Source organism: Stenotrophomonas sp. YJH_SMC_32 (assembly GCF_059369975.1).
Map to the genome: position 1 here is coordinate 84,053 of NZ_JCAFTE010000007.1, position 22,486 is coordinate 106,538.

Below are 22,486 nucleotides of genomic sequence, written 5' to 3' on the forward strand. Positions count from 1 at the left end.
GGAGATGCGGGGGATCAGGGCTGGGCCGTCTGCAGGCTGTAGCGGGTGGTGGCGGTGAACACTGCACCATCAGGCTGGGTAGAGCGTACTTCGACCTTGTGGCTGCCCACGGCCAGGTCGGTCGGCAGCGCGCCACGCCACAGGTGCGGCGACGCGGTGGCCTCCGGCGAACGGTCGTAACCGCGCAGGCTGTCAGCCAGATCGTCAGCCACGTTCTCCACCATCAGGCGCGGATCGGGCTGACTGACCTGCTTCATCGGCTGCCAGGCACCGCCATCGACGCGGTACTCGACCACGCTGGCGTCCTCGCCCATGTAGACGTTGGCGTAGACACCCCACGCCGGATAGGCCCCCTGGCGCAGCACCTTCGGTGCATGCAGGCCGATCTGCTCGCTGGCCGGCTTGCCGGCCACGCGGTACTGCAGTTTGTAGCTGCCATTGCCGGCGACGTCCAGCAACGCATAGCCCTTTGGCGTGCCATCACTCATGGCGCTGTCCGGCACGCCGGCGGCATCCTTCACCCCGGACCAGAATGCGCCGCAGTTGGCACCGACGTTGTATTCGTGCAGCGGCTTGTCACCGTTCCAGCCGTCGGCCTTGCCGTGGTAGACGTGCTGCTGGGTGTGGCTGTGCCCGCTGAGCACCAGCACGTTGCGGAAGTCCTTCAGCAGATCGAACAGGCGCTGGCGGTCAGCATGACGGAAGGTCTCGCGCCCCGGCGCGGCGTCGAACAGCGGGATGTGCATGCCCAGCACCAGCAGGCGGTCCTTGTGCAGGCCTTTCAGGTAGCTGGCAAGGAAAGCGAACTGGTCTTCGCGCAGGCCACCGACATACTTCGGCCTTGCGTTGGGGTCATACACCACGTCGTCGAGGAACACGAAACTGGCACCGCCCTCTTCCACCGCGTAGGTGTCCGGGCCGTAGATGTTGCGCCAGCTGTCCAGCGAATGCTCGTCGCTGGCTGCATCGAAATCGAGGTCGTGATTGCCCGGCACATGGAACCACGGCACGCCCAGCGACGTGGTGATCTTGTTGATTGCCGGATACAGGGTCAGATCGTCGTTGACGATGTCACCCAGAGTGGTGCCCATGCGCGCCTTGGTCTGGCCGACCAGCGGCGACACGATCGACTGCTGGTAGTAGCCGATGTCCTTCAGGCTGGCGGTCTGGGAGTCGGTGAAGACCAGCATCTGGAAGCCGCGACGGCTGTCATGGCGATCCGACTGCAGCGCGAAATCCCAGTTGCGGGTGACATCGCTGGTGGCGGCGATGCCGCCGTACTTCAGCGCCGGCGAGCCGTTCGGGCGGAAGTGGCGCCAGAACGAAGGCAGGCCGTCTGTCGCCTTCGGGAACGAATACGCATCGGGCTTGATCACGAACACGGTCTGGCCGTCACGCACCGGAAGGCTGTAGCTGCCATCGGCGGCGGTCTTGACGATCGTCTCGCCGTTGGAGACCTGCACCCCGGCCAGGCCCGGATCGGTCGCACCGCGGCCCGGCTTGCCGTCACGCTCCAGATAGACCTTGCCGGTGACCACGGTGTCCGCAGCCCAGGCCGGCGAGGTCAGCAACAGGCAGCACAGCCAGGCGGCAGGCAGTTTCATGGGAGGCATCCGGCAGAAAGAGACGCGGTATTGTAGAGCCGAGCCACGCTCGGCTGCATTGCCGGCACTACCACGCTTCAACGATGGCGTTTTTCCAGCACCGCCCGCGCATCGTCCAGCGACAGACCGCGCGCGCGCAGCAGTACCAGCAGGTGGTACAGCAGGTCCGAAGCCTCACCGAGCAGCGCCTCGTCATCCTGCGCAACCGCAGCCAGAGCGGTCTCCACCCCCTCCTCACCCACCTTCTGTGCGATGCGGCGGATGCCGCCCTCGAACAGGCGGGTCGTATAGCTGCCCTGCGGGCGCTGCGCCTCACGCATCGCGACCAACTGGTCCAGCCCGCCCAGGAAGTCCTTCGGCGCCTGGTCGAAACAGCTCTCCGCACCCGTGTGGCAGGTTGGTCCCGCCGGGCGTGCCATCACCAGCAGCGTGTCGGCATCGCAGTCGACGCTGATCGATTGCACCGCCAGGACGTTGCCGGACTGCTCGCCCTTGGTCCACAACCGCTGCTTGCTGCGGCTGAAGAAGGTCATGTGGCCGATGGCCAGCGTGGCGGCCAGCGATTCGGCGCTGACATAGCCCAGCATCAGCACCTGCAGGGTATCGGCATCCTGCACCACGGCCGGCAGCAGGCCGTCGCCCTTGCCCCAGTCCAGCGCCTGCAGCGCATCCAGCGATGGCCTGACTTCAATAGACATCCCGCACCTCGATCTGCTGTGCGCGCAGGTAGCGCTTCAATTCCGGAATGGCGATGGCACCGCTGTGGAACACGCTGGCTGCCAACGCGCCGTCGACGTCGGCCTGGTCAAAGGCTTCGGCGAAGTGCTCCATCGCACCGGCGCCACCGGAGGCGATCAGCGGCACCTGGCACAGGGCCCGCGCCTGCTGCAGCTGCACGACATCGTAGCCACGGCGCACGCCGTCGCTGTCCATGCAGTTCAGCACGATCTCGCCAGCGCCACGCCGTTGCGCCTCGACAATCCAGTCCAGGGTACGCAGCGGTACCGCCTGGGTCTTGTCCGGGTCGCCACTGAAACGGCGCACCCGCCACTGGCCGTCCGCTTCACGTACCGAGTCGACACCGACCACCACGCACTGCACGCCGAACTCGTCGGCCAGTTCAGTGATCAGTTCCGGGCGGCCCAGCGCGGGGGAGTTGATCGACACCTTGTCGGCACCGGCGAACAACACGCGACGCGCGGCTTCCACGCTGTCGATGCCACCGGCCACGCAGAACGGAATGTCGATCAGGCGCGCGATGCGCTCGATCCACGCCACGTCCACCGAACGCGCCTCGGGGCTGGCGCCGATGTCATAGAACACCAGCTCGTCGGCACCCTGGTCGCGGTAGCGCTGCGCCAGCTCGGCGATGTCGCCCATGTCGACGTGATCGCGGAAGCGCACGCCCTTCACCACGCGGCCATCGCGCACGTCAAGGCAGGGAATGATGCGGCGGCTCAACATGCCAACGCCTCCGCCAGGTCCATGCGCTGCTCCAGCAGTGCCTTGCCGAGAATCGCACCACCGCAGCCAGCGGCACGCGCCTCGGCCACATCGGCCACGTCACGGATGCCGCCGGACGCCTGCACCGCCACCCCCGGCAGCAAGGCCGACAGGTGCTGGTAGAGGCCGATATTGGGCCCGGCCAGCATGCCGTCGCGGGCGATGTCGGTGCACAAGAGGTGGCGCATGCCGGCGCGCGCATAGCGCTGGGCCAGGTCATCCAGGGTCACCCCGGCGTTCTCGGTCCAGCCGTGCACCGGCAGCTGCCACTGCCCATGTGCGTCCTGGCGCGCGTCCAGCGCAATCGTGATGCGCTCGGCGCCAAATTCCTCCAGCCAGCCGACCACTTCATCGGGGCGGCGCACCGCCAGCGAGCCGACCACCACGCGGCCGGCGCCAGCATCAAGCATGCGCGCCACATCGTCGCGGCCACGCACGCCACCACCGGTCTGCACCTGCAGCGGCGTCTGCGCGCGGATCGCCGCCAGCAGCGGTGCCAGCGTATAGCCACCGGCGCGTGCGGCATCCAGGTCGACCAGATGCATCCACTGCGCGCCCTGCGCGGCGAAGGCCTGCGCGCGCGGCAGCGGATCGTCGCCGTAGGAGGTTTCCTGCGCGTAGTCGCCCTGGCGCAGCCGCACCACGCGGCCATCGCGGATATCCAGCGCGGGGTAGACGATGAAACTCATGCAGCAGTGCCCTCAAGGAAGTTGCGCAGCATCAGCGAGCCGGTCTCGCCGGAGCGCTCGGGATGGAACTGAGCGCCGTAGTAGCGCCCCTGCTCCACCACGGCAGTGAACAGCCCACCGTGGTCGCACGCCGCGACGGTGTGGGTATTCAAGGGTGCCGCATAGCTGTGTACGAAGTAGGCGCTGGCGCGTTCCGGCACACCCTGCAACAGCACCGACTCACGTAGCGGCAGCAGGCGGTTCCAGCCCATGTGCGGCACGCGGATGCCACAGGCCGGCACCAGCTTGCGCACCACGCCCGGAATCAGTCCCAGTGTCTCCACACCCGCTTCCTCGGAGCGTTCGAACAGCAGCTGCATGCCAAGGCAGATGCCCATCAGCGGCACCTCCAGCCGCTGCAACGGCTCCACCAGGCCCTGCGCGTGCAGGCGCTGCATGCCGGGACCGGCGGCGCCGACGCCGGGCAGGATCACCCGCTGCGCACCCGCCAGGCCGTCCGCATCGCGCACCAGCCGCACTGTCGCGCCCAGCCGCTCCAGTGCGTAGCGCACCGAGCCCAGGTTGGCACCGCCGGCATCGATCAGCGCGACGTCGCTCACAATGCCCCCTTGGTGCTCGGCAGTGCCGTGCCCTGCCGGGCCAGCGCCGGGCGCAGTGCGCGCGCCAGCGCCTTGAAGCAGGCCTCCACCTTGTGGTGATCGTTGTCGCCGCGTACCTGCAGGTTGAGGTTCAGGCCACTGGCATCGCACAGCGAACGGAAGAAGTGCGGCACCAGCTCGGTCGGCATGTCACCCACCCGCTCGCGCTTGAACTCGCCCTCGAACACGAAGTACGGGCGTCCGCTGAAGTCCAGCGCGGCGCTGGCCAGGGTCTCGTCCATCGGCAGGGTGAAACCGTAGCGGCCGATGCCGCGCTTGTCGCCCAGCGCCTCGCGCAGGGCCTGGCCCAGGGCCAGCCCGGTGTCCTCGATGGTGTGGTGCTCATCGATGTGCAGGTCACCCTCGGCCTGGATATCGAGGGCGAAGCCGCCGTGCTTGCCGATCTGTTCGAGCATGTGGTCGAAGAACGGCAGGCCGGTGGAGATGCGCGCATCACCGGCGCGATCCAGGTCCAGCTCAACGCGGATCTTCGTTTCTTTGGTGTTGCGCTGGACCACGGCGGTGCGTGGCGCGTCGGCCAGCGCGTGGGCGATGCCCGGCCAGTCCCACTCGCCCCCGAACTGCGCGGTGCGCAGCTGGAAGCCACGTATGTTGAGGTTGTCGGCGAACTGCAGGTCGGTGATGCGGTCGCCAACCATGCCCGAACGCGCCCAGTCGATGCTGCGGTCCTGCAGGTAGGCGGTCATCAGGCCGATGCCCGGCTTGCGCGTGGGCGCGTTGTCCTGCGGCCAACTGCAGTCGATCAGCACGTCACGGAAGGTGATGCCCTGGCTCTCGAAGATCTGCAGCATCAGGTCGTTGGGGCCATCGAAGCTGGCGCGTGGGTAGCTGTCGCTGCCCAGGCCATCCTGGTTGGTGACGATCACGAACTGGTAGCCGGCATCACGCAGCTTCAGCAGCGCCGGGATCACCTGCGGCACGAAGCGCAGCTTCTCGTAGGCGTCGATCTGGAAGTCGGACGGCTCCTCGATGAGGGTACCGTCGCGGTCGATGAACAGGATCGGGGTCATGCTGCGGCCCTCCGCGCCGACAGGGCCGCAAGCACGCGGTCGTTCTCTTCGGGACTGCCGATACTGATGCGCAGTGCATCACCCAACTGCGGCGCGGCGCGCTGGTCGCGCACCACCACGCCCGCAGCCAGCAGCGTATCGAACGCGGCCTGGGCATCGGCGAAGCGGACCAGCAGGTAGTTGCCGGATGAGCGGTAGACGCGACGCACGCCGGGCAGGCCCGGCAGCGCCTCGCGCAGGCGTTCGCGCTCGGCAATCACCGTGGCTACGCGCTCGGCGGTGATGGTCAGCGCGGCGGGTTGCAGCGCCTGCACCGCCAGTTCCGTGCATGGCGTCGGCACCGGGTACGGCGCCTGGCAGCGGCGCAGCACGGCAATCAGCTCCGGGGCGGCGATCAGGGTGCCAACGCGGGCGGCGGCAAGAGCGTGCGCCTTCGACAGCGTGCGCAGCACCGCCAGATTCGGGTTCGCGGCCAGCAGCGTGGTCGCCGACGGACGCTGCGCGTACTCGACATAGGCCTCGTCCACCACCACCAGTGCTTGCCCGCGCAGCGCAACCACCACCCGCTCGACTTCGTCCAGGGCGATGTCACTGCCGGCCGGGTTCGACGGGGCGCACAGGAACACCAGCTTGGCACCTTGCGCCTTGGCCGCGTCGATCACCGCATCCAGATCGGCGCGCAGGCCATCCTCGCTGTCCACCAGCGGCACTTCAATCAATGCGGCACCCTGCAGGCGCGCGCAGACGGCGTACATGCCGAACACCGGCGGCGTGACCAGCACGCCATCGCGACCCGGCACGCACAGCGCGCGTACCAGCAGATCAATGGCCTCGTCGCTGCCGCGGCCGACCAGCAGCTGCTGCGGCGTCACGCCGTACAGCGCCGCCAAGCCTTCGCGCAACGCCAACGGTTGCGGCTCCGGATAGCGCCGGCTGCTGCCAGCCGCATCGGCCGGATTGGCCCAGGCCGACTCGTTGGCATTCAACCAGACCTCGCCCTGCACCACCGCACTGCGCGCCGAGCTGTAGCCGGCGAAGGCCTGCAGATCCGGGCGCACCAGTGCCAGCACGTCATCAATGGCGGCGCTCATGCGGCGGCCTCCATGCGCAATGCAACCGCACGCTCGTGGGCATCCAGGCCTTCGGCGCTGGCGATGATGCGCGCGCAGCCGCCGATCGCGGCCAGGCCGGCGGCACTGGCGCTCTGCACGCTGATCAGGTTCTGGAAGCTGGCAACGCTCACGCCGCTGTAAGCACGTGCGGCACCGGCGGTGGGCAGTACGTGGTTGGTGCCGCTGCAGTAGTCACCCAGTGCTTCGGGGGTGTAGTCGCCGAGGAACACCGAGCCGGCCGCCTGCACCTTGTCCAGCCAATCGCGCGGTTCACGCAGCGCCAGGATCAGGTGTTCGGGCGCATAGCGGTTGCTGATCGCGAAGGCCTCGTCCAACGAATCAACCTGGATCAGGCGCGACGCTGACAGCGCCTGCCGCGCAATCTGCTGGCGCGGCAGCAGGGCCACCTGGCGCTCGACCTCCGCCTCGACCGCGGCCAGCATCGCGGCATCGTCGGTCAACAGCAGCACCTGCGAATCCGGGCCGTGCTCGGCCTGCGACAGCAGGTCGGCGGCCACGAACGCCGGATTGGCGCCAGCATCGGCAATCACCAGCACTTCGGAGGGACCGGCCGGCATATCGATGGCGGCGGCGCCATCCTGCGCGACCTGCTGCTTGGCTTCGGTGACGAAGCTGTTGCCGGGCCCGAACAGCTTGTCGCAGGCCGGAACGCTGGCGGTGCCATAGGCCATCGCGGCGATCGCCTGCGCGCCGCCCAACTTGAACACGCGCTGCACGCCGGTCAGGCGCGCGGCTACCAGCACTGCCGGATCGGCGCTGCCGTCGGCGCGCGGCGGCGTGCACAGCACCACCTGCGGGCAACCGGCCAACTGCGCCGGAACGCCCAGCATCAACGCGGTGGACGGCAATGGCGCGCTGCCAGCAGGTACGTACAGGCCCACCCGGCCGATCGGGCGCAGCATGCGTTCGCAGACCACGCCCGGCGCGGTTTCAACTGCATAGCCTTTACCCATGCCGGCGGCGTGGAAGCGCGCGATGCGCTCGGCGGCGTCCACCATCGCCTGGCGCAGTGGGGCGGGCACGGCCGCTTCAGCAGCGGCGAATTCGGCTTCGGAGACTTCAAACGAGGCCAGCTCGACACCATCGAAGCGCGCGGTGATCGCACGCAGCGCATCGTCGCCCTGTGCACGCACCTGCGCGATCAGGGCCGTCACGGCATCGCGGGTCTGCTGCGCCACGGTCTGCACCGGGCGGGTCAATGCCGCGCTGCGCGCGGCCTCATCAAGTTGGGACCAGATCAGACGGTTCATGCCAGCGACCGCTCCACGCTCAGTACCATGAGGCCCTGCGCACCCGCGCGCTCGAGTTCTTCCATGCGCTGCCAGCTCAGCGGGCCGGGGCACATGGTCTGCAGGCGCAGCGCACCGCCATCGGCCGGCAACCGCACCAGCGGCTCGGCATCTGCCAGCAACTGCGCCAGCGCGTCGACGCGATCCTCGCTGGCGCGGAACATCAGCAGCTTGCGGTCCTGGCGCTGCACCACGCCATCGAGGCGGCGCAGCAGCATCGCGCGCAGCGATGCACGTGCATCATCGGGCACCCGTACTGCACCGGCCAGCACCGCCTCGCTGTCGAGCAGGTTGTGCACCGGGGTCAGCTGATTGGCGCGCAGGGTGGCGCCGCTGGACACCAGATCGCAGATCAGGTCGGCGGTGCCCAGGCGCGGGGCGATTTCCACCGAACCGGACAGCTCGACCACCTGTGCGTCCACCCCCTGCTCGGCCAGCCACTGCGTGAGGATGGCCGGGTAGCTGGTGGCGATGCGGGTGCCGGCCAGTTGCGCCGGACCCTGCCACTGCCATTCCTCCGGCACCGCCAGCATCAGCCGGCACTGGCCGAAGCCCAGCCCGCGCAGCGCCTGATAGGCGTCCGGCAGGCCGACCTGGCGGCGTGCCGCGGCCTGTTCGTCCAGCTCGTTGCGGCCGACGATGCCGAGGTCGCAGACGCCGTCGGCGATCAGGCCCGGGATGTCGTCGTCACGCACCAGCAGCAGGTCCACCGGCAGCGATTCGCCGTAGCAGAACAGCTTGTCGCGGCTCTCGCGCCAGCTCAGGCCACAGGCACTGAGCAGGTTGCGGGCGGGCTCGGCCAGCCGGCCACTCTTCTGGATGGCGATACGCAGCCGGTCTCGTGCCGGCGCTGCCTGGGTTGCACTCATGGGGGAGGTCTCGAAGTTCGGAACGGGGCGCGGATCAGCGCGAAGCAAGGCGGTCGATGGCGGCGGCATAGCCTCGATGGCCATGCTCGAGCGTTCGCGCCACCCGTCCGGTGGTGGTCACGCTGACCCCGGTGCGCTCGTGGATCTCGCGATACGGCACGCCCTGCTGCAGCAGCGGCACCACCTTCCAGCGGTCGGCCATGGCTTCCAGTTCGGCCGGAGTGCACAGGTCGCGCAGGAAGGCTTCCACCTGCTCCGGCTCGCGCAGGGCGGCAAAGGCCCGGGCCAAGGCTTCAAGGTCGGCCTTAGGGTCTTTGGCGGCAATTTCGGGGCGGGCTTTCACGGGGTCGTTTCCATGCATCAATGTAATAGCGCGTTAGTACATTAGCGCACTCTTGCGCAGTGCGTCAAATCTGGGGGGATTTGTGGGCAGGGCTGCGCCCTGCACCCGCTAGATGCCGAAGCGACGTCAAATGCTGGATGGCTGAGGGTTGGCGGGGTGGGTCCGGTGGCAGGGGACGCCGTAAACCCGTCCATGGGGGCTTGGCCGCGGCATCCATGCCGCGGACACCCCTGCCTCCGGACCCACCCCGCCGTCGACAGTTTCCTGCGAGCTGTTGGAACAGCAAGGGGTCGGATCCGTTTTCTGAAGGAAAACGGCTCTGACCCCGGAACGCGGCCCGGAAACGAAAACGCCCACCGGGTGGTGGGCGTTTCGTGGCGTGTCGGCGTGCGGCCAACCGGCAGTTACATCACCTTCGACTGCTCCAGCTCGACCTGCAGGGTGCTGGCCAGCTCGTCGCGGGAGACTTCGAACTGCTGCTCGCGCACCAGGTCCTTCACCGCCACCACGCCGCGCGCCAGCTCGTCCTCACCGGCCAGCACCACGAAGCGGATGCCCGCCTTGGCCGCGTACTGGAACTGCTTGCCGATCTTCTTCGGCTCCATCTGCACTTCGGTATTGATGCCACCGGCGCGCAGGCGGCGCGCGATGTCCAGCGACTGCGGCATGCCCTGCTCGTCCATCAGCGCCACCAGCGCCTGCACGCTGCTGGCCTCGATGCCATCGATCAGGCCGGCCTCGCGCAGCTGCCAGAACAGGCGCGACAGGCCGATGGAAATGCCCACGCCCGGCAACTTGGACTTGCTGTAGTGGCTGGCCAGGTCTTCGTAGCGGCCGCCCGAGCAGATCGAGCCGATCTGCGGGTGGTCGGTCAACGTTGTCTCGTAGACGGTGCCGGTGTAGTAGTCCAGGCCGCGCGCAATGGAGAAGTTCAGGCAGTACGCGGTTTCCGGCACGCCCAGCGCCTGCACCAGCTGCAGCACTTCGCGCAGTTCGGCCACGCCGGTACGCAGTATCTCCGAAGAACCGGCGTCGGCTTCAAGCGTTGCCAGCTGCGCCAGCGCATCGGCATGGCCCTGCGAACGCACGGCCACAAAGGCCAGGATCTTCTCGACCTGCTCGCCCGGGATGTTGAAGCCCTCGCCCACCAGCGTCTCGCGCACGTAATCGGCGCCGCGCTTGTCCAGCTTATCCACTTCACGCAGCACCGCCAGCTGGCGCTCGCCTTCGGCCACGCCCAGGCTTTCGAAGAAGCCGCGCATGAGCTTGCGGTTGTTCAGCTGGATGCTGAAGTCGCCGATGCGCAGCTCCGAGAACACGGCGTGGATGACCGCCAGAACTTCGGCATCATAGCGAACGCTCAGGCTGTCCTTGCCGATCACGTCGATGTCGCACTGGTAGAACTCGCGGAAACGGCCGCGCTGGGCACGCTCGCCGCGGTACACGCGCTGCATCTGGTAGCGACGGAACGGGAAGGTGAGTTCGTGTTCGTGCTCGGCCACGTAGCGTGCCAGCGGCACGGTCAGGTCGAAGCGCAGCGCCATTTCCGGCAGCGAACGGTCGCCCGATTCGGCCGCATTGGCCAGCGCACCGGTGGATTGCACGAAGTACACCTGGCGCTCGGTCTCGCCGCCGGACTTGGTCAGCAGCACGTCGGACAGCTCGAACACCGGCGTCTCCACCGGCAGGAACCCGAAGCGCTCGTAGTTGCGGCGGATCACGTCCAGCATGCGCTGGAACGCAATCTGCTCGCGCGGCAGCAGTTCAAGGGTGCCGGGCGGGGTACGGGGCTTGATCACGGGCGGAACTCCTGCTGGAACGGGACGTGGGAGGGGGCGACATTCTAGCGCCCCCGCCTCGGGCAGGGTCGAACGGCCGCTTGAAGTATCATAAGGCCCTCCCCCGCCCGCGATACGCCCCCGCAACATGTCACGGCCTTCCGGCGCTCCGCCCGCCACCAACGATCCCGCCTCGCCGTCCTGCACCACGCTGGACTGCCTGCACTGCTCGGTTCGCCACCTTGCGGTGTGCTCGGCGCTGTCGCCCGATGAAGTGCAGGCGCTGGAACAGGTCACCGTTTCGCAGCAGGTCAACATGGGCAGCACGCTGGCCCGCACGGGTGAAGAACGCGACCATGTCTATACATTGACTGCCGGCGCACTGCGCCTGGTACGCACCCTGGCCGACGGCCGCCGCCAGATCAACGGCTTCGTGCTGCCCGGCGACTACCTGGGCCTGAGCGGCAGCGACCATCACCGCTACGACATCGAAGCCATCGCCGACAGCCGTGTCTGCCGCGTCGCGCTGCCACAGATGAAGGCGCTCCGCAGCCGCTTCCCGCACCTGGAGCGCAAGCTGCTGCAGCGTGCCTGCCAGGAACTGGATGCCGCGCAGGACGCTGCACTGGCGCTGGCACGCCTGCAGCCGGCCGAGAAGCTGGCCGATTTCCTGCTGCGCCTGGCCGCGCGCGAGGCCAAGCTGGGCGGCGACGGCCTGCGCGTGTCGCTGCCGATGGGCCGAGGCGACATCGCCGACCATCTGGGCCTGACCATGGAAACGGTCAGCCGCACCTTCACCAAGCTGCGCCAGCAAGGGCTGATTGCCCTGCCCCACCTGAACGTAGTGGAGATCCTCGACGAGGACGGGCTGCGCGCACTGGCCGGTGAAGGGTTGATCTGACCGCATCACGGTTCATGGGGTTGCCGGCCAGCGGCCGGCACTACCAGCGTAATGCAGCACGGGTAGTGCCGGCCGCTGGCCGGCAACCAGGCATTCTCGGTCAGCGCAGCAACACCTCACGCAACGCCGCGTAATCGGCGGCCAACGGTTCGGCGTGCGCCGCCCGTTGCAACAACGCATCCAATGCCGGCGGCACGGCCACAGGTTCGCCGATCAACGGCTCGACCACGGCCTCGAACTTGGCCGGATGCGCGGTGGCCACCACTGCCCAGTCGCCCTTGGCACCACGGGCGCGCAGGTCCTGCAGCACCTTCACCGCCGTAGCCGTATGCGGGCAGAACAGCTCGCCCCTGCTGGCATGCGCGGCGGCAATGGTGGCCCGGATGGTCACGTCATCCACCGCAAACGCCCGGAAGGCAGCACGCAGTTCGGCATCGTCGCCCTGGTAGAGCCAGCGCAGGCGCTCGAAGTTGCTGGGCGCCCCCACATCCATGGCATTGGCCACGGTCGCCACGCTGGCCTGCGGGTGGTACTCGCCACCGTTGAAGTACGCCGGCAATACGGCGTTGGCATTGGTGGCCAGCACGATCTGTCCGATCGGCACGCCCAGCGCGCGCGCCAGCACTGCGGCCATCGCGTTGCCAAGGTTGCCGGTCGGCACCACCAGGTTGAGCCGGCGACGATGCAACGCGTAGTGGCTCAGTGCCGTATGTGCGTAGTAACTCATCTGCGGCAGCAGGCGACCGAGGCTGATGCTGTTGGCCGAGCTCAGCGGCACCTGTGCCTGCAGTTCGCGGTCGGCCAGCGCCTGCTTGACCATGGCCTGGCAGTCATCGAAGGCACCGGCCACGCGCAGCGCCAGGATGTTGTCACCAAAGCAGCCGAGCTGGTGCGCCTGGCGCGGTGACACGCGACCATCCGGATACAGCACCACCACGCGTACGCCTGGCTGGCGATGGAAGGCCGCAGCAACGGCCGCGCCGGTATCGCCGGAGGTGGCGACGACGATGGTCAGGTCACGGTCCTTGCCGGCCTGCAGCTGCGACAGCGTACCGGCCAGGAAACGCGCACCAATGTCCTTGAACGCCGCCGTCGGCCCATGGAACAGTTCCAGCACGTGGTTACCGTCGCCGAGCGCACGCAGCGGCACCGGGAAGTCGAACGCCTCGCGGCAGATCGACGGTAATCCGGCCTCCAGCGCATCCCCGGCGAAGAACGGTGCCAGCAGGTCTGCAGCGGTATCGGCCAGGGTCGCACCGGCTTCCAGCTCACGTGGCGCCGGCAGTGCCTGGGGCACGTACAGGCCACCATCGGGTGCCAAGCCTGCAGCAATGGCCGCGCTGAGGCCAACGGCCGGGGACCGGCCGCGGGTCGAAACGAATTGCATGGGTTCAGTATCCAAAGAGGGAGAAGGATTCAGCACAGCCGGGCTCCCGGCGCATCCAGCGGCGACACCCAGGCATCGCTGTCGAAGCCGGTAGCAGCGAATGCTGCCTGCACCGGCGCCGCGGCAGCGTGGGCCTGGTCGGCATCTTCGAACCAGGCGAATACGCTGGGGCCGGCACCGGAGATGCCCGCGCCCATTGCACGGGCTGACAACGCCGCATCGCGAGCCACCTCGAAGCCGCCGATCAGACCCGCCCGTCGCGGCTCCACCAGCACATCGCGCAGGCCAGCGCGCACCAACGCCGCGTCGCTGCGATGGCAGCCGCTGAGCACCAGCGCAAGATTCGCACTCTGCGCCACGAATTCACCCAGCGCATAGCTGCCTTGCAGCGCCTGGCGTGCCAGACGGGTTTCCAGCACCGCGTGCGGGTGCACCAGCAGGCTGTGCCAACTGGCTGGCACAGGGATCGGCAGCAGGCGGTCGGCCGTGCACAACGCCAGCCCGCCGAGCAGCAGCGGCCCCACGTTGTCACCATGGCGGCCCCCACTGGCCACGGCCTCGCCATCCAGCGCAAACGGGTACAGCGCCTCGCGCGCGAGTGGCGCATCCAGCAATGCGTTGGCAGCAACCAGCGCAGCGACGCACGACGCTGCCGAGCCGCCCATGCCGGAGCCGAATGGAATGCCCTTGTCGATCTCCACCGCGAAGCCGAAGTCCAGGCCCAGCCCTGCGCGCAGCGACATCAACGCCGCACCTGCGGTGTTTCCGGCCGCATCCAGCGGAAGTTCGACCGCACTGCCACGGATCGCCTCGATGCGCACCACCGGCTCATCGATACGCCGCACGCTCACCGTATCGCCAACGCCTGCGATGGCATGCCCCAGAATATCGAAGCCCACCGCCACATTGGCCACCGTGGCGGGCGCAAATGCACGTGCGATCACAGGCGTGCCCCCTCGCCAGCGGCTACCCGCAGCAGGTCGGCGAATACGCCCGCCGCCGTCACTTCCGGTCCAGCGCCCGGCCCCTGCACCACCAGCGGGTTGTCGCAGTAGCGGCGGGTACGGAACTGCACCACGTTGTCGGTCAGCCGCAGGTTGGCGAAGGCATGGTCGGCCGGCAGTTCCTGCAGGCCCACCGAGGCGCCGTCGGTGCCCAGCCGTGCCACGTAGCGCAGCACCGCGCCACGCGCCCGCGCATCCTGCAGTCGCTGCAGCAGGCTGGCGTCGGACTCGCCCAGCCGCGCCATGAAGTCATCCACGCTGCCGTCGCGTAGCAGTGCCGGCACCAGGCTTTCCACCTGTACCTGTTCCAGGCTGAGCGCGTGACCGGCCTCGCGTGCAAGGATCACCAGCTTGCGTGCCACGTCCACACCGGACAGATCATCGCGCGGGTCCGGCTCGGTATAGCCCATCGACCGCGCCTGCGCGACCAGCTGCGAGAACGGCTGGCTGCCATCGAAGCGGTTGAACAGCCAGGCCAGCGTGCCGGAGAAGATGCCCTCGATGGTCAGCACCTCGTCACCGGTATCGACCAGATCGCGCAGCGTGGTGATCACCGGCAGGCCCGCGCCCACCGTGGCCTCGTAGCGGAAGCGCGCACCACTGGCCGCTGCGGCGGCGCGGATGCGCTGGTAGCGCGGCAGCGGCCCGGCACCCGCCTGTTTGTTCGGGGTGACCACATGGATGCCCGCCGCCAGCCAGCCCTCGTAGCGCTCGGCCACCTCGGCACTGCCACTGCAGTCGATCACCACCGCATGCGGCAGGTGCGCAGCCAGCAGGTGCTCGGTGAAACGATCAAGATCGCTGGAATCACCCGCATCCCGCAGGGCCTCGCGCCAGTCCGCGTGCAGGCCGTCCACTTCCAGGCGCATGCGCGAACGCGAGGCCAGCGCACGCAGGCGAAGATCCACATTGGCCTTGGCCAGCAGCTGCGGGCGCGCGGCCAGCAACTGGTCCAGCAGTGCGGCGCCAACGTTGCCGGGCCCGATCACACCGACCGCGAAGGTCTGCGGCGACAGCCAGAAGCCTGCATGCGCCGCGCGCAGCGCACGGGTGGCATCGGCGCTATCCACGGCGACCGAGATGTTGCGCTCGGACGAGCCCTGCGCAATCGCCAGGATGTTCACCTGCGCACGCCCCAGTGCCTCGAACAGGCGCGCCGCCACACCTGGCTGCCCGGCCATGCCGTCACCGACCGCGGCCAGTACGCTGACGCCCTCACTGACCTGTACGCGCTGCACCTGTCCCGCTGACAACTCGTGCGCAAATGCGTGCAGCAGTGCATCACGGCCACGGCCGGCTTCGGCAGCACGCACCACGCAGCAGATTGAATGTTCCGAGGAACCCTGCGAGATCATCACCACCGACACCTGCGCCTGGCGCAGCGCGGCAAACACGCGCTCGGCGGTACCCGGCACGCCGATCAGGCCGGTGCCTTCCAGGTTCAGCAGGGCCAGCCCGGGACTCAGGGTCAGGCCCTTCACCGGCCCGCGCGGCGAGCGCTCGGCGCTGATCCGCGTACCCGGATGCGCCGGCTGGAACGTATTGCGGATGAAGATCGGCAGGCCAAGGCGGATCGCCGGCGACATGGTCTGCGGGTGCACCACCTTGGCGCCGAAGTACGCCAGTTCGCAGGCCTCGTCGTAGCTCAGCGCTTCCAGCTGCACCGCCTCGGGCACCAGCCGTGGGTCCGCCGACAGCACGCCGTCGACATCGGTCCAGATGTGCAGCTCGTCAGCGTTGAACAGCGCGGCAAAGATCGCACCGGAATAGTCGCTGCCGTTGCGGCCGAGGGTGGTGATGCGGTCATCGCGATCGCGTGCGACGAATCCGGTGGCAACCAGGCGCGACTGCGGATGCTGCAGGCGCCACTTGGCCAGGCGGTCGGCACTGGCTTCCCAGTCGACATCCACGCCGAGTTCGCCATGCCCGACCACCAGCACATCGCGCGCGTCGAGTACCGCGCAGTCTTCGCCCAGCGCGCGCAGATGTGTGCCGAGCAGCTGTGCGGAAAACACTTCGCCCAAGCCCTGCACACGGTCCAGCACCTCGCGCGGCAGCTCGCCGATCACCGCCAGCGCGGCCAGCACTTCGGCCAACTGATCGAAGCGGGCGTCGATCCATTCGACCGTCTCGCCCACCTGCTCGCCCAGCAGCGCCACGGCAGCGCCGCGATGGCGTGCGCGCAGGGCATGCCAGGCCTCACGCCAGCCTTGATCGCCCTTGGCCGCCAGCTGGGCCAGTTCGATCAGCGCGTCGGTGACGCCCTTCATCGCCGAGACGACGGTGACCTGCAACGATTCGGGACGGGCCAGCAGCAGGCCGCCCACATGGCGATAGCGTTCGGCATCGGCCACCGAGGTGCCGCCGAACTTGTGCACGACGGTGGACGGTGCAGCCAGGTCGGCCGGGGCAACGGAATGAGCGGGAGCGTGGGAAGACATGCAGACCTCGGTAGGAGGCCCCGTCGCATGCAGGTGTCGAGTTTCCCCGCCACCTGTAGGGTGCGGGGCCGTGGTTTTCGGGAGTTACACGAAGACGACGGGCCGCACCAGGGCAGTGGTGACGGTGGTGGTGGTAATGGTGGTGATGGTCGCGACCGGCGCAGTCGAACGGCCCGCAATGGCGGGGGCGATCAGGCTGGCGTGGGCGGCATCAAGGACCATGGCGCACAGAAAACACTGTGCGCCCTGCCGCTGTCAAGTGCTGCGATGCAAAAAACCGATGCAGCGATCATCGGCCAACGTGCCGACATTTGGTTGCAACTGAGACAAAGCCGGTATCAGCACGCTTGACGACTGCATTCAGCCGGCATGTTCGGCGATCGCCCGTGGTGTGCGATGCGCATGCGCGCACAGCATCACGCCAGCCACCAGGAACACGATTGCCAGCGCTTCCAGCAGCGAGGGCCAGCGCTGCTGCCATGCAAAGGCGTACAGCAGCGCGAACAGGGTCTCGAACACGATCATCTGGCCAGTCAGGGTCAGTGGCAGCAGGCGGCTGGCACGGTTCCAGAATGCGTTGCCGAGGATCGAGGCCACCACTGCCACGCCGGCGCTGATCGCCCAGAACCCGCTCCATTGCGCCGCCGTATGGCTGCCGGTGTGCCCGATGAAGGCCATCGGCACCAGCAGCAGGGCCAGGCCGCCGGTGGTGACGCCGGTCAGCAGCGACCAGTCATGGCTGGACAGGTCCGGCCTGCGCGCCAGCCAGCGGCTGTTGCCGATCGAATACAGCGCCCACGAGAACAGCGCACCGAACGCGCACAGCAGCCCGATCAGGCGCTGCCGCCACGGGGTGGCCAGGTGCTCGGACATCAGCGCTTCCCAACCCACCAGAGCGACCCCCAGCACGCACAGCCCCAGTGCTGGTAGCAGCTGTTTCAGTGGTACAGCGCCCTGCTCGCGCACGCCAACGAGGGTGACCACCACCGGAATCAGGCCAACGATCAGCGATGCCGCAGCGCCACCGGCCCACTGCACGGCGGTCGCCAGCAGCAGGAAATACACCAGGTTGCCTGCCAGGCTCAGCCACAGCAGGCCGATCCATTCGGCACGGCCCAGCCGCGGTGCCAGCCGCTTCCATCGCGGCAGCAGCAGGGCGACTGCCATCAGGCCATAGACCAGGTAGCGGCCGGCGGACAGTTGCAACGCATTGAACGACTGAAGCACGGCAGGCGCGAGAAAGACCACGCCCCACAGTGCGCCAGCGGCCACGCCATTGGCGATGCCCACGGCCATCGGGTTGTTGCGCATTCGGGTTGTCCGGGCGGATGGAACGGGCCGCGCAGTGTAAGCGCTGGCCGCTGGGCGCTCTTGACCCAGGCTGCTGCCTTGTCACCTCTGTAGAGCCGAGCCAATGCTCGGCTGCGATTCACCGTTGTGCAGATAAGGGCAGCCCAGCATGGGCTCGGCTCTACAGATCAGCCGGCACCCCTGCGCCACGCAGCGGGGGTCTGGCCACATTCGCGGCGCAGCGCACGGGTCAGTGCACTCTGTTCGGAATAGCCTGCGGCCAGTGCGATATCGCTGATCGGCGCGGCGGTGGTGCGCAGCTGATGCTTGGCCCAACGCAAGCGGCACGCGCTGAGCCAGGCCTGCGGGCTCAGCCCGAACTCGCGCTGGAACAATGTGTGCAACCGGCTCTCGCTGACACCGACAACTCCGGCCATCCGGGAAACCGGCCAGGCCCGGCCGGGATCGGCCTGCACCGCCGCGCACAGGCCCTGCATGCGCGCGCCACTGCCCGCCGGTGCAAATACCTGCAGCAACTGCGGCAGCAACGCCGGCATCGGCTGCCCTGCCTGCACGGCGGCCAGGCGCTGCCGCAACGCCAGCGGCAGATGCAGCCAGCGCTGGCGGCACAGATGCTCCTGCGTGCCGTCATCCAGCACGCCTGGAGGACAATCAACGATCACGAAACCATTGGGGCCGTCCGCCATCTGGTCATGTGCTTCGCCGGCGGCGACAAATGCCCCCTGCAGCAGGTCCAGCCGGCCGCCGCGCCCTTCCATCTCGAACTGCAGTTCCCCCTGCAGCGGCAGCACCCACTGCGCGTAGTCATGGCGGTCCAGGCCGGTGGCCTGCCCGTAGTGCCGCAGATGGAAGATGGCGCCCATCCGGGCAGTGTGCGCGTGTAACAACGGCCGTGCAAACCGCTGCTATAGTCGATCCGTCATCCAACGCAGGGAGTGCAGGTCATGACCCATCAGCAGCTGTCCCTGGTGCTTGCCACCAGCCTCGGCCTGGCGCTCACCGCCTCGGCCTCCGCGCAGGAACGTACGCCACCGGCCCCGCACTGCATGGACGCGGTCGGCGTCCAGGAAGTGGAGCAGGCTTCATCGCGTTCAATCGCTCTGCGAGCCGCCTCGGGCCAGGCCTATCGGATCGACTTCAGCGAAGAGTGCCCCGGCGTCCGCGGTGCCACCACGCTGAAACTTGAAGCACCCGCCGGCTGGGCCTGCGGTCGCCCCAGCGAGCGCGTGGTGGTCGATGGCCGCAGCTGCGCGATCAGCGCGGTGACCCCCGTGCAGGATCGCGACTACGCCAGCGTGGCCCGCGACAGCGACCGCCTGCGCATGGCCACCCTGCCCGCCCTGACCATCCGCGAGCGCAGGGACATCCGCCGCAGTTTCGGTGGTTCGCCGTCGTACTGCTTTGCCACGCGCAACGTGCGCGCGTGGTCGTCCGACCCGCAGGGCATGCTGGTGGAGACCAATCCGCATCGCAATGGGGGGCACCGCTACTATCGCGTGGAGCTTGGCAGCCACTGCCGCCAGCTCGACCGTGCGCCACAGCTGAGCTTCCACTCCGGCATGCAGAACGGCCTGATCTGTGGCAATCCGGGCGATCGCATCCTCACCGCCGGATTCGAGAATGGTGACCTGCGCAACGACGCGCTGGCGCCGCTGCCGCAGTACACCCGCGGCGGCTGCACGATCCAGGCGGTCTATCCGGCTTCCAGCCAGGCGTCGAACTAACCGTCGACGCCGAGGAACGCGAACGGTGCGCTGGGCACGAAGTGGCCCAGCGCGTCGCCGGAAAAGGTATTGCGCTGGTCCGGACCGAGATCGAGCTTGAGCACCTTGCCGCCGAAATCCACCTTGTTGAGGTCGACCCAGAACGTGTTCGGGGTCAATGCCGATTCGAAGAAGTACAAGCGCCGCTTGTGATCGGCCACGGTACGCCAGCGCGTGGAGGAGATGTTCGGCTCGCCCGGCGTGGTAATGCCGTAGGGCACCGACGTATTGCGGATCACGCTGAACACGCTGGCCAGCGCCACCACCGGGTCTTCGGACTTGGGAATGGCGTTGATGTAGAACGAGGCGCGCGCGAAACGGTCGGCTGAGCGGTTGGTACCCGGCAGCATCACCGTGCCGCCGATCTGCTGCCAGTAGGTGTTGAGTGCCAGCTGCTGCTCGAAGATCGGTGAATTGGTCATCACCTGGTAGCGCCGGTCATGGTGGATCACCTGGCGACCGCCGATGTATTCGACGATGGCACTGTCGCCACTGGCATCTGACAGCGACAGGTGCAGCGTGGCCTGGCGGTCTTCGCCCGGCACCTTGTCGGTGACGATCGAGTACGGCTCGCGCTGCAGCGCCGCGACCGCTTCGTCTACGGTGGCGAAGTTGTCCAGCACATACTGCGCCCATAGTGAGATGGCCAGGCCCGGCTTGTTGCCGCGCTGCTTCGGATACTCCGATTCGACCAGCCACAGCAGGTTGGCCACCAGGCCCTTCTCGTTCATGCCATCGGTGGTCGATACGTCATAACCGGTGGCCACCACCGAGCCGTAGCGCGCCGTCCAGGCCAGCGACTTCGGCCCGGCCTGGCCAGTGCGCGCGATGCCGCGCGGCAGCACGTAGAGGTTGGTCGCCACATCGACCTTCCAGTCCATCGAGCGCGCGGTGATCACATCACCGTTGTCGCCCAGGTAGACCGCGCGCGTGCAGGCCAGCGCGGGTGCCACTGCGGCGGCCAGCGCGACCGCCAGCAGTGCCCTTTCCTTCCACTTCATCCGTGCCATGTCGTTGCGCTCCTTTCCCCGTGATCCGTGGATATGACCCGATTCAGGGTGACACAGCGGTGAAGCCCCGGCGAACCAGGCGATCGTGCAGCCAGAAACCTGCAAGCATGGCCGGCACGAACCAAAGCGCTTCGCGCGATCCCACCGCCAGCCCGGCGATGGCAGGGCCCGGGCAATAGCCTGCCCAACCCCAACCCATTCCGAACAATGCCGCGCCCAGCACCAGGCGTACATCGACACCGCGCGCAGCGGGCAGTTGGAAGCGCGTTGCGCATGACGGCCGCGGGCGCCGCAGCACCCAGCGCTGGCCGACCGCGCTGACCAGCAGTGCCGAGGCCAGCACCCAGGCCAAGGTGGGATCGAAATCGCCGGCGATGTCGAGGAAACCGAGGATGCGGCGCGGATCGGTCATGCCGGCCAGCGCCAGGCCCGCGCCGAACAGCGCCCCTGCCGCGCCGGCGGCCACCATCATGCGGCTCATGCGAAGCCCCCGCCATGACGGATCAGGAATGTAGTCAGCATTGCGCAGGCCATGAATACCAGCACCGCCAGCAGCGACCGCATTGAGCCGCGGGCCATGCCGCACACTCCATGACCACTGGTGCAGCCGTTGCCCAACCGCGTACCGAATCCGACCAGCAGGCCGGCGCCAACCAGCTGCCACGCCGGCAAGGCGTCACGCAACAGGTCGCGGGGCGCTTGATCTGGCACGGCCTGCCAGCACAGCACACCCCCTGCAGCGGCAAGCAGGCCGAGCAGGAATGCCCAGCGCCAGCCTCGATCGCCGGGCGTTGCGCGCACGCTGCCAGCGGCGATGCCGCTGATGCCGGCTACCCGGCCCGTGGTTGCCAGCAAGACCACCGCCGCCGCACCGATCAACGCGCCCCCCGCGACGGCGGCCCACGGCACGGTCATGACCTGCCTCCAGTTGTCGCGTTCATTCGCTTGCCTTTTGAATTAGCTTTTTCTAAATTAGCGTCTTCTAAAGCAAAAGGTCAACCATGGCCCGAATCGAGCTCGACAGTGCCGCGATGGCCGAGCATGCCGCCCAGGCCGCGGCGCTGCTCAAAAGCCTGGCCCATCCTGCACGGCTGCGCGTGCTGTGCCGGCTGGTCGAAGGCGAGGCGCCAGTACCGGAACTGCAGGCACTGACCGGGCTCAGCGCATCAGCGCTGTCCCAGCATCTGGCGGTGCTGCGCGGACTTGGCATCGTCTCGACCCGGCGCGAAGCGCAGTCGATCCACTACCGGGTAGTGGAAGGGCCGGCGCTGGGCGTATTGCAGGCGTTGCACGCGGCGTACTGCGGAAGTGCAGCGCGCTGAACCTTCCACGCAGGTTCAACCTGCGTGCAGCACCGGTTGCACGACCTGATCGAGCAGATCCACCGGGGTCGGCGCCGACAGGTCACCATGCAACGCGCGGGTGAAACCTGACCAGTCGCTGGAAGACAGTTGCCGCAGCAGCGCCTCCTCCACCGGCAACGCGCGCATCGACCAGTACGGAAACTGGCGCTGGCCAAGGCGGCCACGCGCCAGTTCGATGATGTCGATATGGCTACCGGCCTGCAGGATCCGTTCGTACACCGAATCGATACCATCCGGCGGCCCTTCGATGTACTGCAGGAATCGCCCGCCGTCATGCAGCAGCACACCGGTCACGCCCGCCATCTTGTTGAAACGGGCTGCATCGTCGACCAGCGCCCGCAGCCGTTCAGCGGAAAGATCCGGCAGCGCCTGGCTGACGTAGGCGATGGCACGCAGTGGCATGGCGCTTCCTTGACAAGATGTACACC

23 protein-coding genes and 1 pseudogene are annotated in these 22,486 nt (G+C 68.0%); 4 read left to right on the plus strand and 20 right to left on the minus strand.

Annotated features, from left to right (window positions below; genetic code table 11):
* Positions 1–14: 14 nt before the first annotated feature.
* From AC5P7S_RS11275 to hisS, 11 genes are all read right to left on the minus strand, one after another.
* Positions 15–1,604, minus strand: a complete 1,590-nt coding sequence (locus tag AC5P7S_RS11275; protein ID WP_095377682.1) for a calcineurin-like phosphoesterase C-terminal domain-containing protein — start codon at positions 1,602–1,604, stop codon at positions 15–17.
* A gap of 77 nt (positions 1,605–1,681) precedes the next feature.
* Complete coding sequence (gene hisIE, locus AC5P7S_RS11280) at positions 1,682–2,302, minus strand: bifunctional phosphoribosyl-AMP cyclohydrolase/phosphoribosyl-ATP diphosphatase HisIE (RefSeq protein ID WP_095377683.1); 621 nt, start codon at positions 2,300–2,302, stop codon at positions 1,682–1,684.
* Entirely contained in the window at positions 2,292–3,068 is a 777-nt protein-coding gene (gene hisF, locus AC5P7S_RS11285; RefSeq protein WP_053499875.1) for an imidazole glycerol phosphate synthase subunit HisF, read from the minus strand. Before hisF ends, hisIE begins: the two co-directional genes overlap by 11 nt.
* Positions 3,062–3,796, minus strand: a complete 735-nt coding sequence (gene hisA / locus AC5P7S_RS11290; protein ID WP_095377684.1) for a 1-(5-phosphoribosyl)-5-[(5-phosphoribosylamino)methylideneamino]imidazole-4-carboxamide isomerase — start codon at positions 3,794–3,796, stop codon at positions 3,062–3,064. Before hisA ends, hisF begins: the two co-directional genes overlap by 7 nt.
* Entirely contained in the window at positions 3,793–4,395 is a 603-nt protein-coding gene (hisH, locus tag AC5P7S_RS11295) for an imidazole glycerol phosphate synthase subunit HisH (protein ID WP_005416331.1), read from the minus strand. Before hisH ends, hisA begins: the two co-directional genes overlap by 4 nt.
* Positions 4,392–5,465 (minus strand): bifunctional histidinol-phosphatase/imidazoleglycerol-phosphate dehydratase HisB, encoded by a 1,074-nt coding sequence (gene hisB / locus AC5P7S_RS11300; protein ID WP_065197009.1) that lies wholly within the window; start codon positions 5,463–5,465, stop codon positions 4,392–4,394. The genes hisH and hisB overlap by 4 nt, the downstream gene beginning before the upstream one ends.
* The gene (gene hisC, locus AC5P7S_RS11305) at positions 5,462–6,556 is read right to left on the minus strand and encodes a histidinol-phosphate transaminase (RefSeq protein ID WP_095377685.1); all 1,095 of its coding nucleotides are present in this window, start codon (positions 6,554–6,556) and stop codon (positions 5,462–5,464) included. Before hisC ends, hisB begins: the two co-directional genes overlap by 4 nt.
* Positions 6,553–7,848 carry a histidinol dehydrogenase gene (hisD, locus tag AC5P7S_RS11310; RefSeq protein WP_095377686.1) on the minus strand — a complete coding sequence of 432 codons (1,296 nt, stop codon included), beginning with the start codon at positions 7,846–7,848 and terminating at the stop codon, positions 6,553–6,555. The genes hisC and hisD overlap by 4 nt, the downstream gene beginning before the upstream one ends.
* Entirely contained in the window at positions 7,845–8,756 is a 912-nt protein-coding gene (gene hisG / locus AC5P7S_RS11315) for an ATP phosphoribosyltransferase (protein WP_053499888.1), read from the minus strand. The genes hisD and hisG overlap by 4 nt, the downstream gene beginning before the upstream one ends.
* A gap of 34 nt (positions 8,757–8,790) precedes the next feature.
* Positions 8,791–9,099 (minus strand): YerC/YecD family TrpR-related protein, encoded by a 309-nt coding sequence (locus AC5P7S_RS11320; protein WP_005416326.1) that lies wholly within the window; start codon positions 9,097–9,099, stop codon positions 8,791–8,793.
* 404 nt (positions 9,100–9,503) lie between these two features.
* Positions 9,504–10,898: a histidine--tRNA ligase gene (gene hisS, locus AC5P7S_RS11325; RefSeq protein ID WP_005416325.1), complete on the minus strand. Its 1,395-nt coding sequence runs from the start codon at positions 10,896–10,898 to the stop codon at positions 9,504–9,506.
* Positions 10,899–11,025: 127 nt separating this feature from the next.
* Between hisS and AC5P7S_RS11330 the strand changes: the two genes are divergently transcribed.
* Positions 11,026–11,778, plus strand: coding sequence for a Crp/Fnr family transcriptional regulator (locus AC5P7S_RS11330; RefSeq protein WP_095377687.1), 753 nt, complete (start codon positions 11,026–11,028; stop codon positions 11,776–11,778).
* Between the two features lie 100 nt (positions 11,779–11,878).
* Here AC5P7S_RS11330 and thrC read toward each other — a convergent pair whose 3' ends face one another.
* The 3 genes from thrC to thrA are packed head-to-tail and all read right to left on the minus strand — an operon-like array spanning position 11,879 to position 16,610.
* A complete protein-coding gene (gene thrC / locus AC5P7S_RS11335) occupies positions 11,879–13,165 on the minus strand; it encodes a threonine synthase (protein ID WP_095377688.1) in 1,287 nt (428 codons plus the stop codon).
* 29 nt (positions 13,166–13,194) lie between these two features.
* Positions 13,195–14,109 (minus strand): homoserine kinase, encoded by a 915-nt coding sequence (locus tag AC5P7S_RS11340; protein ID WP_095377689.1) that lies wholly within the window; start codon positions 14,107–14,109, stop codon positions 13,195–13,197.
* Complete coding sequence (thrA, locus tag AC5P7S_RS11345; RefSeq protein WP_095377690.1) at positions 14,106–16,610, minus strand: bifunctional aspartate kinase/homoserine dehydrogenase I; 2,505 nt, start codon at positions 16,608–16,610, stop codon at positions 14,106–14,108. Before thrA ends, AC5P7S_RS11340 begins: the two co-directional genes overlap by 4 nt.
* A gap of 27 nt (positions 16,611–16,637) precedes the next feature.
* Between thrA and AC5P7S_RS11350 the strand changes: the two genes are divergently transcribed.
* Positions 16,638–16,961, plus strand: a complete 324-nt coding sequence (locus tag AC5P7S_RS11350; RefSeq protein WP_170944910.1) for a hypothetical protein — start codon at positions 16,638–16,640, stop codon at positions 16,959–16,961.
* A gap of 9 nt (positions 16,962–16,970) precedes the next feature.
* Here AC5P7S_RS11350 and AC5P7S_RS11355 read toward each other — a convergent pair whose 3' ends face one another.
* Both AC5P7S_RS11355 and AC5P7S_RS11360 read right to left on the minus strand, forming a co-directional pair.
* Entirely contained in the window at positions 16,971–17,921 is a 951-nt protein-coding gene (locus AC5P7S_RS11355; RefSeq protein ID WP_005416320.1) for a DMT family transporter, read from the minus strand.
* A 167-nt stretch (positions 17,922–18,088) separates the two neighbouring features.
* Positions 18,089–18,784: a helix-turn-helix domain-containing protein gene (locus tag AC5P7S_RS11360; RefSeq protein WP_005416319.1), complete on the minus strand. Its 696-nt coding sequence runs from the start codon at positions 18,782–18,784 to the stop codon at positions 18,089–18,091.
* An 81-nt stretch (positions 18,785–18,865) separates the two neighbouring features.
* On the opposite strand from AC5P7S_RS11360, the gene AC5P7S_RS11365 reads away from it, so the two are divergent.
* Positions 18,866–19,645 carry a DUF6491 family protein gene (locus AC5P7S_RS11365; RefSeq protein WP_005416318.1) on the plus strand — a complete coding sequence of 260 codons (780 nt, stop codon included), beginning with the start codon at positions 18,866–18,868 and terminating at the stop codon, positions 19,643–19,645.
* Here the strand turns inward: AC5P7S_RS11365 and AC5P7S_RS11370 are convergent.
* The 3 genes and pseudogenes from AC5P7S_RS11370 to AC5P7S_RS11380 form a co-directional block, all read right to left on the minus strand.
* Positions 19,642–20,694 carry a linear amide C-N hydrolase gene (locus AC5P7S_RS11370; protein ID WP_095377691.1) on the minus strand — a complete coding sequence of 351 codons (1,053 nt, stop codon included), beginning with the start codon at positions 20,692–20,694 and terminating at the stop codon, positions 19,642–19,644. The genes AC5P7S_RS11365 and AC5P7S_RS11370 overlap by 4 nt on opposite strands.
* Positions 20,695–20,737: 43 nt before the next feature.
* Positions 20,738–21,175, minus strand: coding sequence for a DUF6691 family protein (locus tag AC5P7S_RS11375; protein ID WP_005416316.1), 438 nt, complete (start codon positions 21,173–21,175; stop codon positions 20,738–20,740).
* Positions 21,172–21,612, minus strand: a pseudogene (locus AC5P7S_RS11380) (YeeE/YedE family protein); the annotation flags it as partial. The pseudogene AC5P7S_RS11380 and the gene AC5P7S_RS11375, both read right to left, overlap by 4 nt.
* A gap of 83 nt (positions 21,613–21,695) precedes the next feature.
* On the opposite strand from AC5P7S_RS11380, the gene AC5P7S_RS11385 reads away from it, so the two are divergent.
* Positions 21,696–22,016: an ArsR/SmtB family transcription factor gene (locus AC5P7S_RS11385; protein WP_005416314.1), complete on the plus strand. Its 321-nt coding sequence runs from the start codon at positions 21,696–21,698 to the stop codon at positions 22,014–22,016.
* Positions 22,017–22,031: 15 nt separating this feature from the next.
* On the opposite strand, the gene AC5P7S_RS11390 is transcribed toward AC5P7S_RS11385, so the two are convergent.
* Positions 22,032–22,460 carry a BLUF domain-containing protein gene (locus AC5P7S_RS11390; protein WP_005416313.1) on the minus strand — a complete coding sequence of 143 codons (429 nt, stop codon included), beginning with the start codon at positions 22,458–22,460 and terminating at the stop codon, positions 22,032–22,034.
* Between the last annotated feature and the right edge of the window lie 26 nt (positions 22,461–22,486).

What these genes read in the sequence shown, in the direction of transcription:
- AC5P7S_RS11275 (WP_095377682.1), bottom strand. Translation starts at nt 1,604, where the DNA reads ATGAAACTGCCTGCCGCCTGGCTGTGCTGCCTGTTGCTGACCTCGCCG.
- hisIE (WP_095377683.1), bottom strand. Translation starts at nt 2,302, where the DNA reads ATGTCTATTGAAGTCAGGCCATCGCTGGATGCGCTGCAGGCGCTGGAC.
- hisF (WP_053499875.1), bottom strand. Translation starts at nt 3,068, where the DNA reads ATGTTGAGCCGCCGCATCATTCCCTGCCTTGACGTGCGCGATGGCCGC.
- hisA (WP_095377684.1), bottom strand. Translation starts at nt 3,796, where the DNA reads ATGAGTTTCATCGTCTACCCCGCGCTGGATATCCGCGATGGCCGCGTG.
- hisB (WP_065197009.1), bottom strand. Translation starts at nt 5,465, where the DNA reads ATGACCCCGATCCTGTTCATCGACCGCGACGGTACCCTCATCGAGGAG.
- hisC (WP_095377685.1), bottom strand. Translation starts at nt 6,556, where the DNA reads ATGAGCGCCGCCATTGATGACGTGCTGGCACTGGTGCGCCCGGATCTG.
- hisD (WP_095377686.1), bottom strand. Translation starts at nt 7,848, where the DNA reads ATGAACCGTCTGATCTGGTCCCAACTTGATGAGGCCGCGCGCAGCGCG.
- hisG (WP_053499888.1), bottom strand. Translation starts at nt 8,756, where the DNA reads ATGAGTGCAACCCAGGCAGCGCCGGCACGAGACCGGCTGCGTATCGCC.
- AC5P7S_RS11330 (WP_095377687.1), top strand. Translation starts at nt 11,026, where the DNA reads ATGTCACGGCCTTCCGGCGCTCCGCCCGCCACCAACGATCCCGCCTCG.
- thrC (WP_095377688.1), bottom strand. Translation starts at nt 13,165, where the DNA reads ATGCAATTCGTTTCGACCCGCGGCCGGTCCCCGGCCGTTGGCCTCAGC.
- thrA (WP_095377690.1), bottom strand. Translation starts at nt 16,610, where the DNA reads ATGTCTTCCCACGCTCCCGCTCATTCCGTTGCCCCGGCCGACCTGGCT.
- AC5P7S_RS11350 (WP_170944910.1), top strand. Translation starts at nt 16,638, where the DNA reads ATGCAGGTGTCGAGTTTCCCCGCCACCTGTAGGGTGCGGGGCCGTGGT.
- AC5P7S_RS11355 (WP_005416320.1), bottom strand. Translation starts at nt 17,921, where the DNA reads ATGCGCAACAACCCGATGGCCGTGGGCATCGCCAATGGCGTGGCCGCT.
- AC5P7S_RS11360 (WP_005416319.1), bottom strand. Translation starts at nt 18,784, where the DNA reads ATGGGCGCCATCTTCCATCTGCGGCACTACGGGCAGGCCACCGGCCTG.
- AC5P7S_RS11365 (WP_005416318.1), top strand. Translation starts at nt 18,866, where the DNA reads ATGACCCATCAGCAGCTGTCCCTGGTGCTTGCCACCAGCCTCGGCCTG.
- AC5P7S_RS11370 (WP_095377691.1), bottom strand. Translation starts at nt 20,694, where the DNA reads ATGGCACGGATGAAGTGGAAGGAAAGGGCACTGCTGGCGGTCGCGCTG.
- AC5P7S_RS11375 (WP_005416316.1), bottom strand. Translation starts at nt 21,175, where the DNA reads ATGAGCCGCATGATGGTGGCCGCCGGCGCGGCAGGGGCGCTGTTCGGC.
- AC5P7S_RS11385 (WP_005416314.1), top strand. Translation starts at nt 21,696, where the DNA reads ATGGCCCGAATCGAGCTCGACAGTGCCGCGATGGCCGAGCATGCCGCC.
- AC5P7S_RS11390 (WP_005416313.1), bottom strand. Translation starts at nt 22,460, where the DNA reads ATGCCACTGCGTGCCATCGCCTACGTCAGCCAGGCGCTGCCGGATCTT.